We start from the raw sequence: 15,144 nt of genomic DNA on the forward strand, positions 1-15,144 counted from the left end.
AATGTAACTCCTTTAATGAAAGATTTGTTCTTCTGAATCGTAGCGTGTTCCACCAGCATTCTCCTAAGACTACTCGAATACAAACCTGTTAATTCTGATACTTAACTAACTCGTAAAAATTTCATTAATATTCTCACTTCATTGAATCCACCATAACACATACGTTCGATAGATTCATTAAAGTTTGATAGATTTAATTAAATTTATCTCGTTCAACTAAGGGCGCAATTCCTTAGCCAGTTCTCTTATGAACTTCTCATGTTTTCACATGAGCGCAGACTATATGTTTATCTCTTTAGAGATAGAGGATTTTTCCACCACCATAGGCTTGTGATGTACTCTCGTCAGTTATACGAGATAGTCGTTGAACGTTCATCTTATCACTTTTGACTTAGATGATTCGAGGCGGAAGACCCATTGTTCTAGTGTTTAGGATTTAACCTTGCACCATCTGATTGATTTTTTCTGCTTTCGCGACATTCACGCTCGCCATTTCTAGCCACGTTGTAGTTCAATCAGCTTTAGGGATTGCCCGCAGTTAACCCTCACTACTAGCCAATCACTTGACTAGCAGGGCTGACTGATATATTTAATTAACTTTCGTTATAATTGGTTAAATAAATCGTAACAGTTAGTTACCCTCTTAGCGTAATTTACTAAATACTTTACCTTGATACATACGAAAAGCTGAACTATCTTTAATCTTTCTCTTTTCCATTACCTGCTGAAAACGAAGCGTTTTTGCTGTTAACTCTTCTTGTAACTTTATTCTCTCTACTTCATCATAACAGCACGCAATTAAGTCTTCTATTTTTAATATATCTTTTTGTAGTTCCATTTCTGGTGGAATCATGCCCGCGTTTTTTAAAATTTTATAACTCATTCTAAGTTCTGGAGGTACCATTGAAAGGTCTTCTAATTGTAGTGGTTTTCCTTTTCCCGGAATATGATCAAGGTCTCCATTCCGTATTGCTTGTCGAATTTTTTCTTCGGCAATATTCAAAAACACATCCACAATACTCCCCCCCTTACATATTTTTACTATTATTTTACATGAAATTTCATTATCTTGCTACGCTATTACAAATTGACCTCATACAATTTTTTCTCAAATTTAACTCCAAGAAGCCCTTTCCTCCCTAATCGATATTTTATTTTCATGTGTAATCTGTATTAGAGCCGTTTCATATTGAGAAAGTCTTTTCGAATTCAATAAAGCGTTTACACCAAATCTTACATTTGCTACGATTTAATCAGCTTCAGCTCCTTGTATAGACTTCGTGATGTCTGATCATTTTTGTCTAGATTCATTTTGATTTATTGGCGCATGCCTTTAAATATATCTTTTACTTTGAAAGGAGAAATGACTATGAAATCAAAACAATTCACACTGCTATTACTATCCCTACTACTCTTCTTACCTCTTTTTCTCACAAACTTTATTACTCCAAATTTTGCATTAGCAGAGTCACCAAAGCAAGGTCAAAAAGTTGTTGGGTATTTTCCTTCGTGGGGCATTTACGGACGTAATTATCAAGTTGCAGACATTGATGCATCAAAGCTAACTCATTTAAACTACGCTTTCGCTGATATTTGCTGGAATGGAAAACATGGAAACCCTTCTACTCACCCCGATAATCCAAATAAACAAACGTGGAACTGTAAAGAATCTGGTGTACCACTGCAAAATAAAGAAGTCCCTAATGGTACTCTCGTACTCGGTGAACCATGGGCCGATGTCACAAAATCTTATCCTGGCTCAGGTACAACTTGGGAAGATTGTGATAAATACGCACGCTGCGGAAATTTCGGCGAACTGAAACGATTAAAAGCTAAGTATCCTCACTTAAAAACAATTATTTCTGTTGGTGGCTGGACTTGGTCTAACCGCTTTTCTGACATGGCCGCTGATGAAAAAACAAGAAAAGTATTCGCTGAATCTACAGTCGATTTCCTACGCGAATATGGATTTGACGGCGTTGATTTAGATTGGGAATATCCGGGCGTAGAAACGATTCCTGGTGGTAGTTATCGTCCTGAAGATAAGCAAAACTTCACCCTACTCCTTCAAGAAGTTCGAAATGCATTAACGAAAGCTGGTGCAGAAGATGGCAAACAATATTTACTAACAATCGCATCAGGTGCAAGCCAACGTTATGCCGATCATACAGAGCTAAAGAAAATCTCTCAAATACTGGATTGGATTAATATTATGACATATGATTTCCACGGTGGATGGGAAGCTACTTCTAACCATAATGCAGCTCTATACAAAGATCCAAATGACCCAGCAGCGGATACGAAATTTTACGTAGATGGTGCGATAGACATTTATACAAATGAAGGGGTTCCAGCAGATAAACTCGTATTAGGTGTACCATTTTACGGACGCGGATGGAAAAGTTGTGGAAAAGAAAATAACGGACAATACCAACCTTGTAAACCAGGTAGTGATGGAAAGCTCGCTTCTAAAGGTACTTGGGATGATTATTCTACCGGTGATACAGGTGTATACGATTATGGTGATTTAGCGGCTAATTATGTTAATAAAAATGGTTTTGTTCGCGGATGGAACGATATAGCGAAAGTACCTTATTTATATAATGCGACTACAGGTACATTTATTAGCTACGATGATAATGAATCTATGAAATATAAAACAGACTATATAAAAACAAAAGGTTTAAGTGGCGCAATGTTTTGGGAGCTTAGCGGAGATTGCCGTACAAGTCCAAAATATAGTTGTAGTGGACCAAAATTACTTGATACGTTAGTAAAAGAATTACTAGGTGGACCTATTACTCAAAAAGATACTGAGCCACCAACAAACGTAAAAAATATTGTTGTTACAAATAAAAATTCAAACTCAGTTCAATTAAACTGGAATGCATCTACTGATAACGTAGGAGTTACGGAATATGAAATTACTGCTGGGGAAGAGAAATGGAGTACAACAACAAATAGTATTACAATTAAAAACTTAAAATCTAATACAGAATACAAATTTTCAATAATAGCAAAAGATGCTGCTGGGAATAAATCACAGCCTACTTCTATTATTGTAAAAACAGACGATGCTAGCACAACACCTCCTGGTGGAAATAACAATGCTACCTTTTCAGTCACTTCAAATTGGGGAAGTGGTTACAACTTCTCGATTGTAATTAAAAATAGTGGAACGACCCCTATTAAAAACTGGAAATTAGAATTTGATTATAACGGCAATTTAACACAAGTTTGGGATTCTAAAATTAGTAGTAAAATAAATAATCATTACGTAATTACGAATGCAGGATGGAATGGTCAAATTCCTCCTGGTGGATCGATTACAATCGGAGGAGCAGGAACAGGCACTCCTGCTGAACTTGTAAATGCATCCATTAGCGAAAACTAAACGTAACTTCCACTAATTATTTCACTAAAGTTTGAATTTAGGTTTGATTCCTCTCTCCTAAATTCAAACTTTTAATTTTATGAAAAATCACAAAGAAACATTATAATAACCTATTATAATCATATTTAGTTTCCAATATGAAGTTCGTGTGAAGTTCATCTGAATTTTACATGAATTTCCTTTAAGCTCTATTGTCTTCCTATACTAATCACATTATCCTTTACATATAGGAATTATTTTTATTCCATTTCAAACTATCTATATATACATAAAGAAAGATAGTCGCCTATTAGGGAAAGGCATCTAGTATTATTATAAATATAAACATAACAAAAGAAAAAGCACGCTTATAAGCGCACCATAAGAGTGCTTCTTCATACAATTCTCATGTAAGAGTTCTCGAAAATCATGTTAATCACAAAGAAAAGGCATTAGCTTATACAAGCTAATGCCTTTTCTTTATTCATATTGTTCAGCGTTCCATTCTTCTATATTCCACACTTTTGTTATCCATGCTTCATAAAAAGAAGGCTCATGTGATACAAGTAAAACGGTTCCTTTATATCGTTGTAGCGCTTCCTGCAACGCTTTCTTTGTTTCTATATCCAAATGATTAGTTGGTTCATCTAAAATTAAAACATTACTTTTCTTTACGATAAGTTCACATAAACGTACTTTCGTTTGTTCCCCTCCGCTTAATAAACGAATAGGTTTTAATACATGTTCTTCTTTCAATCCACACTTCGCTAATGCTTGGCGCACTTCTTTCTTTGTCATATCTGGTCGCTCTGCCCAAACTTTCTCTAAGGGTGTTGTTTCTGAAGCAAACTCTTCCTGGGCAAAATACGCAGGGTTTACTCGTTCTCCAACAGAAATGGAACCGCTTAGCGGCTTAATTTGACCTAATAATGTTTTTAACATCGTCGTTTTTCCAATTCCATTATGACCAATAATCGCTATCTTTTCTCCTTTTTTCACTTGTAAATTCAACTCTGGGCATAACGGATCACTATAACCTATCCTTAGTTTCTCAGCTTGCAATATACGACTCACCGGCTCCTCATAAACATTGAAATCAAAACGGGATCGAGGTACAGGATGAATCTTTTCAATCCTTTGCATTTTCTCCAATACTTTCTCTCGACTTTTAGCCTGTTTCGCTTTACGAATTTTATTTTTTTGAATAAACGTTTCTAACTGAGAGATTTCTTTTTGTTGTTTCACATACGCCGATTGCAATTGTTTCTTTTGCACTTGATAACTTTGTACAAACTTTTCATAGTTTCCTACGTATCGCTTCACTTTCCCTCCTTCTAGATGAAAAATAACATTTGTAATACTGTTCAAAAATAATTCGTCATGCGAAATGATTACATAAGCTTTTTCATATAGTCTCAAATACGATTGCAACCATTCTATATGGGCTGTGTCTAAATAATTTGTTGGCTCATCTAGTAATAAAACATCAGCTTTTTCTAAAAGAAGCTTCCCAAGTAATAACTTTGTTCGCTGTCCCCCACTTAACTTCGATACATCCTTTTTCAAACCTATTTCAAATAAACCTAAACCGATTGCTACTTCTTCAACTTCTGTATGAATGTGATAGAAATTAGAGCTTTCCAATATAGTTTGTAATTCTCCATACTTTACTAACAGTTTTTCTACTTCTCCTGCTCCATTCATTTCTTCAGCAATTTTTAACATTTCGCATTCAATCACATACAAATCAGCAAATGCACTTTGCAAGTATCCCTCAATTGTAATTCCTTCTTGTAAATCTATATGCTGCTGTAAAAAACCTACCTTCACATGAGGAAACCATTCAATATTCCCCTCATCATGTATAAGTTCTCCTGTTAAAATCTTTAACAATGTTGATTTTCCAATTCCATTTTGCCCTACTAACCCAACATGTTCGCCCTTCAATAATCGAAAACATGCATTATATAAAATGGTCTTCTCACCATACGAATGACTTACATTTTCTACCGTTAATATACTCATTTTTTTCTCTCCTCTACTTATAGTCCATAAGCTAAATAGAGAGAGCAACAGTATAAAGCCTTATTTAATTGTGCATATAAAAAATGGGTAAGGTGAATACACCTTACCCATTACATATTATCGTAAAAAAGGATTAAGGTTCTTTACCTGCTGTCTTCAATTTAGCTTAACCGATAAAAATGGGCAGACTTCTCCCTTATCAAGCTAAAACCATTTGAAGAACAGTTGATAAAGTCATTTTATCCTTTCACTCCTTTAACATTCGTTATATTAAGAGTATAAACTACTCTTTTATATTCTATTCTCTATTGTTCTTTTTGTTCCTTCTACGTTTTATCGTTCTCTGCATAAATTTCTTTATACATCTTTTCTAATGCATATGGACTTGTAAAGATAATTGTTAACGATTTCCACATATAAATTCTTCTTTGTAATTCTATCCCATACTCTTTACTCACTATATTTTTCACTTCTGGGATATGATCTTCAGTTTGAAATTGTTGCACAGACTTCAATTCATTCGTTTTAAAATCTGTTAAAAATCCTATTACACTTCGCCCATGTTCCTGTGACCTTTCTTCTAAATCAAACTGAACCGAATGAATGAAACCTAAAACGTGAAAGATTTGAGCATGTAACCCGACAGCAGCACGCTGTTCCATTAAGTTGTAGCACTCTCGTTTCAACTCTTCTACCATTTCTAAAGAATTTCTATTAACTTTCCTTTTGCCAATAAACATAATTTTTACAATATGAGCGACTGCCCCCATACTTTTTAATACACTCTCTAGAATTTCTACCGCGTCTTCTACATAACCATTTAAAATTATTGAATGAATAAATTCATCTAATACCGCTTGAAACTTTTTAATTAAATGTAAATCACGTAATTCTGGAACATCTTTTCTCAATTGATCCCGGCCTTGAACCCACTTTAAAATTTCTGTCATTTCTTCTTCGTTTAATTCATGATGTTCCATACCATACTTCATTAATAAAATATGATTTTTTAATAAAGATTTTCCTTCTTCGAGATTATCTGCTGTTAATTCATCCACTATTTGCTCTATAGATTTCATCTTTCTCCCCCTATATAAAAAAGCCTCTTAACAGTAATTATACTAAAAACTGTTAAAAGACTTTTTCTATTTTTTCATATAAGGTGCTAATACTCTCAAAATTTCTTCCTTATCCTTCTTTAACTCAAGTGATGTTAACATATCCATCGTTCTCGGCCTAGGTAATTTCACTTGTACCTCACCAACTATTGATGCTGGTCTTTGGGATAAAATAAATACGCGATCCGAAAGCAAGATTGCCTCATCTAAGTCGTGTGTAACCATAACGATTGTTTGCTTCTCTTGGTGCCAAGAGTTTAAAAGCCAGCTATGTACTTCCATTTTTGTAAAAGCATCTAATTTACCAAAAGGCTCATCAAGTAACATAATTGGCTTTTCACATAAATATGTGCGCAGAAAACTAATTCTTTGACGCATACCACCAGACAATTCATCTGGATAATGGTCTGCATATTCATCTAGTTCAAACTGCTTTAATGCTTCCAATCCTTCTGTTAGCCTTTGTTTTTTTGGCTTTCCTTCAATTTCTAACGGAAGGACGATATTTTGCAAAGCTGACCGCCACGGTAGTAATAAATCCTGCTGCGGCATATAACTTACAACATCTTGCTCTTGCATTTGCTTATCGTTATACGTTACACTTCCACTTGTTGGATTTTCAACATTTGCGATCATATTTAATAGTGTACTTTTCCCGCAACCACTCGGTCCTACAAAAGAAACGAACTCTCCCTCTCGTATAGAAGCACTAATATTTGCTAATACATTCTTTCCATCGAAAGATTTCACAATATCTTTTATTTTTAATCCGCTCATTTTTCACTTGGAAGGAACTCATTTGTAAAGGCATCTTTCACATCAATTTTCTTCTTAATAACTTTGTTATCATATAAGAAATTCATGTAATTCGTCCAAACTTCTTCCTTCTGTACTCCCCACGCTTTTGCATCATCTTGATACTTCGTACTTAACCATTTTTGACTTTCTTGTACTAACTCTTTATTTACATCTGGAACGGCTTTAATTAAAATATCAGCAGCTTCTTTCGGTTCTTTAATTGCAAAATTATACCCCTCTGTCGTTGCACTCATAAACTTTTTCACAAAGTCTTTATCTTGCTTCGTATGTTTTTCACTCGTAATAATAACAGGACTATAGAAATCAAGCGCTGGGTCTAAGTCTTTCACCATAATCGTATTTAACTCTTTTCCTTGGCGCTTCGCTTCAATACCGTCCCATCCGTAATATATCCATTCAAAGTCTGCATCACGACCAATTGATTTAAAGAAATCTGTTTGTCCTAAGATGATTTTTTCCACTTTATTAAAATCGGCTTGATTTTTCTCCATAATTGTCTTTAATGTAGCTTCTTCCGCTGGTCCTCCCCAGCCACCATAACGTTTACCTTCAAAATCTTTCGGCGAATTCATGTTATCTTTCTTAAGCGATGCAAAAGCTGAAGTATTATGCTGAATAATCGCTCCTACTGATACAACAGGAATACCTTCCACACGAGCCAACGTTACATTTTCTTGCGCGCTTATTGCGAAGTCAGCTTTTCCTGAAGCTATCATTTGCTCTGCCGTCACATTATCACCAGGCTGAATAATTTCTACATCTAAGCCTTGCTTTTTATAATAATCTTTCGCTTTCGCTACATATAAGCCAGTATGATTCGTATTTGGAAACCAATCTAGCACTACTTTTACTTTTTGATCTTTACTTGCACTTTCTTCTTTCTTCGCCGGATTACATCCAGCCACACCTACCGCTAATAAGGCAGCCAACATAACTTTTAAACCTTTTTTCATTTTCTGCCGTCCTTTCTATATATCCATGGTGCTGTTATTCTTGCCATAAACTCCACGATAAAATACAGACATAATGTCACCATAACAATAATTGCTGCAACACCAAATACTCGGGCTGTTAAAAAGGATTTCGTAGCCCTTGTAAGCATAACTCCTAATCCTTCACTGGCACCGAGCCATTCTCCAATAATCGCTCCCATTAGGCTATATGTAACTGCAATTTTTAAACCGGAGAAAAAGTATGGAAGCACTGCTGGAAACTTTACTTTCTGGTAAACTTGCCATTTCGTTGCCTTCATCGTTTGCAACAACTTCAACATATTTTTATCTACCGTTTGAAAACCTTCTAAAATGCTAAGCGCAATCGGGAAGAAACAAACGAGTATGACTACCATTACTTTCGGTAGCATTCCATATCCAAACCAAATAATAAATAACGGTGCAAGTACAACGATTGGAATCGTTTGCGAAATAACAAGCAACGGATTTATTAAAATACGAAATAAAGGGATAACGTCCATAAGAATTGCAATGCTTGTCCCAATTAAAATCGCAAAGAAAAGTCCAATTATAACCTCTTGCAGCGTCTGCATCGTATTCGGTAATAGTAAATCTTTCATTCCAATTAATTCTTGAACAATGGCAGAAGGCTTCGGTAAAATCCACGGTTCAATTTTAAATAATGAAACAGATCCTTCCCATATCGCAATGAGAAGGATAAGCCAAATTGCTGTAATTATTTTAGATTGCTTCTGGTTTTGCATATTCATCACGGTACTTCCAAACTTTTTCATCTATCGTTACACCAGTGCTTGGACGATAATGGATTTTAATAGAAGTAATCACTTCTTCTGCTCCAGCATCCACACAAGCTTGTTGTGCCCGTTTAATGATATCAAGAAGTACATCTAATTCTCCTTCCAGCGTTGTTTCCATTGCCCCTACTTCATAACGAACTCCCGATTGTTGTACAACCTCAATCGCTTTATCAACAACAGAATACACGTCTTTGTTCTTTGCTTGTGGTACTACTGAAAACGAAATTGTAACTTGTTGTGACATAGTAAAATCCCCCTTATGAAATTAAATTTTAAAACAAGAAAAGGCTTTCCTACTGCGTAGGAAAGCCTTGTATGCAAGTTATTATAGAATAACATATGCTACATCACTTTAAGTAACTCCCTACGCTGGCATTATCCAGATCAGGTTGAGGGTCGATGTTTGCTCACATCCTCTCAGCCAATTGGCTCCCCGGTCCTTAATTCGTTTTCATTGTAGCATGATTTATTTTATTGAACAAACAAAAGCATGTATAATCATTTCATTTAACTTTTGAATTCCCCAATTAACTCTTGTAGCTCCTGTGAGAGCCAGCTTAAAGAACTGGCTAATTCAGCAATATCCTGTACAGACATTTCCTGTTCTTTCATACTTTCTTCAACATTACTACTACTATTCGCATACTTATTTGCAATAAGTGATAGTTCATTTACAACACGAACAATATTTTGGCTATTTTGCAATATATTATTTGAATTGCTAGAAACAACTCCAACTTGATTGGTAACAGTTTGTGCTGATTTCGAAATTTTTTCAAAGAAAGCACCACTACTTTCAACAAGTTTCATTCCAGACTCTATTTCTTTTGAGGTTTTTTGCATTGAAACAACAGCTTCTTCCGTTCCGGCTTGTGTTTCCCCTATTAATTTTGCTATATCTTTTGCTGATGCTTCCGTCTGCTCTGCTAATTTACGCACTTCATCAGCAACAACGGCAAATCCCTCTCCAGTTTCCTCAGCACGTGAAGCTTCAATAGTAGCATGTAAAGCTAGCGAATTCGCTTGATTTGAAATACTTGTAATTACAGTTACAATATCACTAATTTCTTTTGATCTTACTTCCAAAGAATAAATGATAGAAGATAAATCTTGTACTGCATTTTGTATTATGTTCATTTGATTCATCGTCTGTTCAATAATACCATTTCCTTTTTCTGAATGATGCTTCGTACCTTCAGACTCTTTCGTCATTTGTTTTGCAATATTAGTGATCTCTTCCATCCTATCTTCCATTTCATATACAATATCTAAATACTTTGGTACTGACGTTTCTTGCAATTGAACGCCAGCCCTTAACTCAACTATAGAACTTACGATTCCTTGGACTGCCATGCTATTTTCTTTCGTACTCACTGACAATTCTTGTGAAGATGCGGAAACCTGTTCTGCTGTCTGCTTTACTTTATCTATAATTCCTTTAAACTTCTCGATGGTATTATTAAAATACGCATTAATAATACCAATATCATCTGGTCTTTCCTCTAATTTAATACTTAAATCACCTTCACCAACTCTGCGTAATCCTTCACGTAAATCCCGCAATGGAGCAAGTGCGTTACGTACGATTAAGAATTGAATAACAGTTGCAATTAAAACAGAAATACAAATAAACATTAAACCTTGTATAATGAATTTTTCCTTTGTAATAGGAACAATAGAGGCATCTACATCGGCAGCAACAATTGCCACAATATTTCCGTCTCCATCTTTAATTGGCTCTAATATCGTTACCCATGTTCCTAATACGTCCTCATATACTTCTGTCATATTTGCCTTTTTCGTGCTCATTACCTTATCGTATGCTTTCATCCAAAGATCTGGTTGTTTATAATATTCTCCCGGCCTTACTTCAACAACATTTGCTAACTCTGTAGACAAATCGACGATTAGTAACTCACCTTTTTCGTTTTCTTTTGCTCCAACAATATAGATTTGTCCAACGCTATTCAATTCTTCCGTTGCTTCATCTAATTTCTCTGTTAACTTCTCTCTCTTTTCTCTTTGTGCTACTGGGTCTTTTGTAACATCTCTCACCATTTGTTCGTCTAATTTATGTAATACCGTATCTCCTGTTTCAAAGGAATGCCTTTCAAATATAGACATCATGCTATTTTGAAACATGTTAAAACTTAACGCTCCCATAGTACCAACAAGCGTCAAAATAACTAGCACAGTTAACAATACATTCTTTTGAAGAAATGATAGCTTGTGCCAATATTTTTTCATCAACATCACCTTTCTTAATTAACTTAATATAAAGGAAAACTATTAAAATAGAAACCTTATCAACAGCTGATAAGGTTTCTCATTTGTTCGCAAATAAAAAAAAGACCAATGAAAAAGCATTGGTCAAGACCAACCCTATCCGTCCGGTAACTGGCTAGCGTAGCCTTTCGGCCTTAGCTCCTGTAGTTTTGCGTCCTAATGTTTCCACCAGTTTGCCTTTCTCGCTGAACGAGTTGAACGATATGGGAGTTCTATGAGAATTACATTGTTCTCTATCAAAGATTACAACATAAAAATTAAAATGTCTACCTATTTAGAGATGCAAATGCAAAGTTTTAATGTATTATTTTTTCGAAATAATTTAACAAAGTACGTGAATGTTACATTTCTTGTGTTATATAATAAAAAATGTATATAACACAAGGATTGTTTTGAGTATTTATTTTAATTTTCATTCAAATTAAATTATTCGAATATATCTTAACTAATGAATTTCGGAGGTAGTTTATCATGTTTTGGCTACAATTTCTTACGTTACTACTCTGCATTTTTATTGGCGCACGCCTAGGCGGAGTTGGTCTAGGGGTAATGGGTGGCGTTGGTATGGCAATACTTGTTTTCGTCTTCCACTTACAACCTACAGCTCCTCCTATTGATGTAATGCTTATGATTTTAGCAGTAATTACAGCTGCTGGTGCACTCCAAGCTGCTGGTGGAATGGACTACCTTGTTCATCTGGCTGAGAAAGCATTACGAAAAAATCCAAAGCGCATTACATTCTTTGCTCCAATTGTTACTTATTTATTTACACTTTGTGCAGGAACTGGTCACGTTGCTTATTCTGTACTTCCTGTTATCGCAGAAGTCTCTCGCGAATCTGGGATTAGACCAGAACGACCAATGTCAATCGCCGTAATTGCTTCCCAACAAGCAATTACAGCTAGTCCTATATCAGCTGCAACAGTTGCACTTTTAGCAATGTTAGCTGACTATAAAATCACCTTATTAGATATTTTAAAAGTAAGTATCCCTTCTACTTTCATCGCTTGTATGGTAGCTGCATTTGTTGCTAGCAAAATGGGGAAAGAATTAAATGAAGACCCTGAATACTTAAAACGATTAAAAGAAGGAATGATTCCTAAGATTGAAGAGAAAAAAGAATTTGTTGGTGTAAAAGGCGCTAAATTATCAGTTATCCTTTTCCTAGTAGGAACTTTTCTTGTCGTACTTCTCGGTTCATTTGAAGTACTTCGTCCAGGATGGATAGTTGATGGGAAGTTAGCCCGTCTTTCCATGCCAAACACAATTGAAATGGTTATGTTAACGATTGCAGCTCTTATTATTATTTTCTGTAAACCAAATGTAGAAAGCATCGTGTCTGGTAACGTCTTTAAAGCGGGGGCAACAGCAGTTGTTGCTATTTTCGGTATCGCTTGGATGGGAGATACTTTCTTTAACGGAAACTTAAATATGATTCAAGGATCAATTCAGCATCTAGTAACAAGTGCGCCATGGCTATTTGCCATCGCATTATTCATTCTATCTATTTTACTATATAGCCAAGCCGCAACAGTACGTGCTTTAATGCCTCTTGGATTATCACTCGGTATTCCACCGGCACTACTGATCGCGATGTTCCCTGCAGTAAATGGATATTTTTTCATTCCAAACTACGGAACAATCGTTGCTGCCATTAACTTTGATCGTACTGGTACAACCAGCATTGGTAAATATGTTTTAAATCATAGCTTTATGATTCCAGGACTAATCGCAACATTCACTTCTATCGGAATTGGAATGCTCTTAATTTCAATTATGTTTTAAAGAAAAAGCACAAACCCAAAGTTTTAAAGGGTTTGTGCTTTTTTAATCAAACGTTTGTTTAAATATTTTTAACTGTCCATTCTTCCATTATGTTCTTTAATATTTGTGTGAAGTCCCCTTCTTACTCACTTCCTCTACTAGCTTCTTCGTACTTTCATACGCAGATTCAGCTAAACTAATCGCTGAAATAACTGAAACACCGTCCGCACCTGCTTCTATAACCGAAGCGGTATTTTCAATTGAAATGCCTCCAATTCCGACAATAGGTATTGTAATTCCTTGTTCTCTAAAATGAGCTAAACCTTTCGTTCCTTGCACCGCTTTCGTATCTTTTTTCGTACTCGTTGTGAAAATAGGGCCAACACCTAAATAATCCGCTCCGTTTTCAATTGCCCAGCGCGCTTCTTCAATTGTATGTGTAGATACACCGATAATTTTATCCCCCATTTTTTCACGAACAGAAGTAATTCCTTCATCCTCTTGCCCTACATGCACACCATCCGCATCTAACTCAAGTGCTAGTTCCACATCATCATTTACGATGAATGGTACACCATACTCCTTACAAATTGCTTGTAATTCTTTTGCGAAACAAATACGTTCTTCTCCTGTTAAAGCCCCTTCTCCCTTTTCACGAAATTGAAAAATTGTTATACCGCCTTCAAGTGCATCTTTCAATATTTGTAGTGGATCCTTCGTACAATTGTTACTTCCCATAATAAAATATACGGATAACAACCTAGACATTTCTGCCTTTGAAATACGCGACATTTATTTTCCCTCCTTACTATATAACCTCAATCTTCCCATACTTCTCTATATCACCCGAAGTGGTATTCGCTAACTGATTTAAAAATTCAATTTGGAAACTACCAGGTCCTTTTTCTACTGTCTTAGCAGCTGCTAGTTCCGCGGCTACACCATAAAACGTTAATGCCGCTATCGCTGCCTTTACATAATCCTTTTCTACCGCTACAAATGCTCCTATTACAGAAGTTAGCAAACAACCAGTTCCCGTAACTTTTGTTAAAATAGAGTGACCATTTTGAATAACAATCGTTCGCTCTCCATCTGTAACAACATCTTCTTCTCCAGTAATTACTGCAACTGTATTTAGTTCATCTGCTGCCTGCTTTGCAATACTTACGACATTACCATTTCCAGCACCAGCGTCTACCCCTTTAATTTCCCATCTCTCATTAATTACGTTCGCTATTTCAGCTGCATTTCCGCGAATAATCGCTAATTCAATTTCAGCCGGAATATGTCTCGCAACTTCTGTTCGATACGACGTTGCTCCTGCGCCAACTGGATCAAACAGTACTGGTACATTGTTCACATTTGCAGATTTACCAGCAAGTAACATCGCTTCTACTTCTTCAGGACGAAGTGTCCCCATATTTAATACTAGCGCTCCAGCAATGCTAGCCATTTCTGCCACTTCTTCTTTTGCATACGCCATTACAGGCGATGCCCCTAACGCTAACAAACCGTTAGCTGTAAAATTTGTTACAACAACATTTGTAATATTATGAACGAGCGGATTAGATTCTCTCACCAAATCCACTACTTTACTAATTTCTTTCATATTCATCCTTCTCATCTCCTAACTATAGTTATGGGAGATACACAAAAAGGCACTTTGCGCGTACGCAAAGTGCCTGAACATGTGCTTTTACACTCTCCCTACGCTGGCATTATCCAACAGGTTCAAATGGTCAATGACGGACTAGTCATACTCTCAGTTTGTATCCACAAACTCCCATGTGTTTAGTATTCATCTACTTCAAAGTCTACTCTTATTCTAGTAAAATAACAAGTTCTTTACTTTTCTATTTCTCACAGTCTCATCATGGTGCATATTATATTCTGTCACGATCATTCACTTTCAAACAGATGTTATCCCATTAAAAAACGTTCAAATCTGGAGCGAAACTGAATCTCAAGAAGATGTATGCTATAGTTAA

At 35.7% G+C, this 15,144-nt stretch carries 12 protein-coding genes, 1 pseudogene and 3 riboswitches; of the genes and pseudogenes, 2 read left to right on the top strand and 11 right to left on the bottom strand.

Annotated elements, in window-relative coordinates:
• Positions 1-15: 15 nt before the first annotated feature.
• Positions 16-125 (bottom strand): annotated as a pseudogene (locus tag LMD38_RS28915) (IS607 family transposase); the annotation flags it as partial.
• Between the two features lie 518 nt (positions 126-643).
• Positions 644-1,015 carry a DnaJ family domain-containing protein gene (locus tag LMD38_RS23920; protein WP_073530577.1) on the bottom strand — a complete coding sequence of 124 codons (372 nt, stop codon included), beginning with the start codon at positions 1,013-1,015 and terminating at the stop codon, positions 644-646.
• 354 nt (positions 1,016-1,369) lie between these two features.
• Here LMD38_RS23920 and LMD38_RS23925 point away from each other — a divergent pair, with 354 nt between their 5' ends.
• Positions 1,370-3,394 carry a glycosyl hydrolase family 18 protein gene (locus tag LMD38_RS23925; protein WP_227585337.1) on the top strand — a complete coding sequence of 675 codons (2,025 nt, stop codon included), beginning with the start codon at positions 1,370-1,372 and terminating at the stop codon, positions 3,392-3,394.
• A 459-nt stretch (positions 3,395-3,853) separates the two neighbouring features.
• Here the strand turns inward: LMD38_RS23925 and LMD38_RS23930 are convergent, their stop codons facing one another.
• The 7 genes from LMD38_RS23930 to LMD38_RS23960 form a co-directional block, all read right to left on the bottom strand.
• Positions 3,854-5,398, bottom strand: coding sequence for an ABC-F family ATP-binding cassette domain-containing protein (locus LMD38_RS23930; protein WP_073530576.1), 1,545 nt, complete (start codon positions 5,396-5,398; stop codon positions 3,854-3,856).
• Between the two features lie 326 nt (positions 5,399-5,724).
• Positions 5,725-6,477 carry a hypothetical protein gene (locus LMD38_RS23935; RefSeq protein WP_000835394.1) on the bottom strand — a complete coding sequence of 251 codons (753 nt, stop codon included), beginning with the start codon at positions 6,475-6,477 and terminating at the stop codon, positions 5,725-5,727.
• Between the two features lie 66 nt (positions 6,478-6,543).
• Positions 6,544-7,293 carry an ABC transporter ATP-binding protein gene (locus tag LMD38_RS23940; protein WP_227585336.1) on the bottom strand — a complete coding sequence of 250 codons (750 nt, stop codon included), beginning with the start codon at positions 7,291-7,293 and terminating at the stop codon, positions 6,544-6,546.
• Complete coding sequence (locus tag LMD38_RS23945; protein WP_016716349.1) at positions 7,290-8,288, bottom strand: ABC transporter substrate-binding protein; 999 nt, start codon at positions 8,286-8,288, stop codon at positions 7,290-7,292. Before LMD38_RS23945 ends, LMD38_RS23940 begins: the two co-directional genes overlap by 4 nt.
• Entirely contained in the window at positions 8,285-9,058 is a 774-nt protein-coding gene (locus LMD38_RS23950) for an ABC transporter permease (RefSeq protein ID WP_228920005.1), read from the bottom strand. Before LMD38_RS23950 ends, LMD38_RS23945 begins: the two co-directional genes overlap by 4 nt.
• Complete coding sequence (locus tag LMD38_RS23955; RefSeq protein ID WP_000082897.1) at positions 9,030-9,350, bottom strand: MTH1187 family thiamine-binding protein; 321 nt, start codon at positions 9,348-9,350, stop codon at positions 9,030-9,032. Before LMD38_RS23955 ends, LMD38_RS23950 begins: the two co-directional genes overlap by 29 nt.
• Before the next feature lie 100 nt (positions 9,351-9,450).
• Positions 9,451-9,552, bottom strand: a riboswitch (TPP riboswitch).
• A 61-nt stretch (positions 9,553-9,613) separates the two neighbouring features.
• Entirely contained in the window at positions 9,614-11,353 is a 1,740-nt protein-coding gene (locus LMD38_RS23960; protein WP_100634617.1) for a methyl-accepting chemotaxis protein, read from the bottom strand.
• Positions 11,354-11,495: 142 nt separating this feature from the next.
• A riboswitch (cyclic di-GMP riboswitch) is annotated at positions 11,496-11,580 on the bottom strand.
• Between the two features lie 283 nt (positions 11,581-11,863).
• Here LMD38_RS23960 and LMD38_RS23965 point away from each other — a divergent pair.
• Positions 11,864-13,177, top strand: a complete 1,314-nt coding sequence (locus tag LMD38_RS23965; protein ID WP_061182793.1) for an anaerobic C4-dicarboxylate transporter family protein — start codon at positions 11,864-11,866, stop codon at positions 13,175-13,177.
• 96 nt (positions 13,178-13,273) lie between these two features.
• Here the strand turns inward: LMD38_RS23965 and thiE are convergent, their stop codons facing one another.
• Complete coding sequence (thiE, locus tag LMD38_RS23970) at positions 13,274-13,948, bottom strand: thiamine phosphate synthase (RefSeq protein WP_061182792.1); 675 nt, start codon at positions 13,946-13,948, stop codon at positions 13,274-13,276.
• Positions 13,949-13,964: 16 nt separating this feature from the next.
• Positions 13,965-14,780 (bottom strand): hydroxyethylthiazole kinase, encoded by an 816-nt coding sequence (thiM, locus tag LMD38_RS23975; protein WP_338083326.1) that lies wholly within the window; start codon positions 14,778-14,780, stop codon positions 13,965-13,967.
• A gap of 63 nt (positions 14,781-14,843) precedes the next feature.
• Positions 14,844-14,953, bottom strand: a riboswitch (TPP riboswitch).
• Between the last annotated feature and the right edge of the window lie 191 nt (positions 14,954-15,144).

The sequence above is a fragment of the Bacillus pacificus genome, assembly GCF_020861345.1.
Taxonomy (GTDB): Bacteria; Bacillota; Bacilli; order Bacillales; family Bacillaceae_G; genus Bacillus_A; species Bacillus_A pacificus.

What these genes read in the sequence shown, in the direction of transcription:
- LMD38_RS23940 (WP_227585336.1), bottom strand. Translation starts at nt 7,293, where the DNA reads ATGAGCGGATTAAAAATAAAAGATATTGTGAAATCTTTCGATGGAAAG.
- LMD38_RS23955 (WP_000082897.1), bottom strand. Translation starts at nt 9,350, where the DNA reads ATGTCACAACAAGTTACAATTTCGTTTTCAGTAGTACCACAAGCAAAG.
- LMD38_RS23935 (WP_000835394.1), bottom strand. Translation starts at nt 6,477, where the DNA reads ATGAAATCTATAGAGCAAATAGTGGATGAATTAACAGCAGATAATCTC.
- LMD38_RS23930 (WP_073530576.1), bottom strand. Translation starts at nt 5,398, where the DNA reads ATGAGTATATTAACGGTAGAAAATGTAAGTCATTCGTATGGTGAGAAG.
- LMD38_RS23925 (WP_227585337.1), top strand. Translation starts at nt 1,370, where the DNA reads ATGAAATCAAAACAATTCACACTGCTATTACTATCCCTACTACTCTTC.
- LMD38_RS23945 (WP_016716349.1), bottom strand. Translation starts at nt 8,288, where the DNA reads ATGAAAAAAGGTTTAAAAGTTATGTTGGCTGCCTTATTAGCGGTAGGT.
- thiM (WP_338083326.1), bottom strand. Translation starts at nt 14,780, where the DNA reads ATGAGAAGGATGAATATGAAAGAAATTAGTAAAGTAGTGGATTTGGTG.
- thiE (WP_061182792.1), bottom strand. Translation starts at nt 13,948, where the DNA reads ATGTCGCGTATTTCAAAGGCAGAAATGTCTAGGTTGTTATCCGTATAT.
- LMD38_RS23950 (WP_228920005.1), bottom strand. Translation starts at nt 9,058, where the DNA reads ATGAATATGCAAAACCAGAAGCAATCTAAAATAATTACAGCAATTTGG.
- LMD38_RS23965 (WP_061182793.1), top strand. Translation starts at nt 11,864, where the DNA reads ATGTTTTGGCTACAATTTCTTACGTTACTACTCTGCATTTTTATTGGC.
- LMD38_RS23960 (WP_100634617.1), bottom strand. Translation starts at nt 11,353, where the DNA reads ATGAAAAAATATTGGCACAAGCTATCATTTCTTCAAAAGAATGTATTG.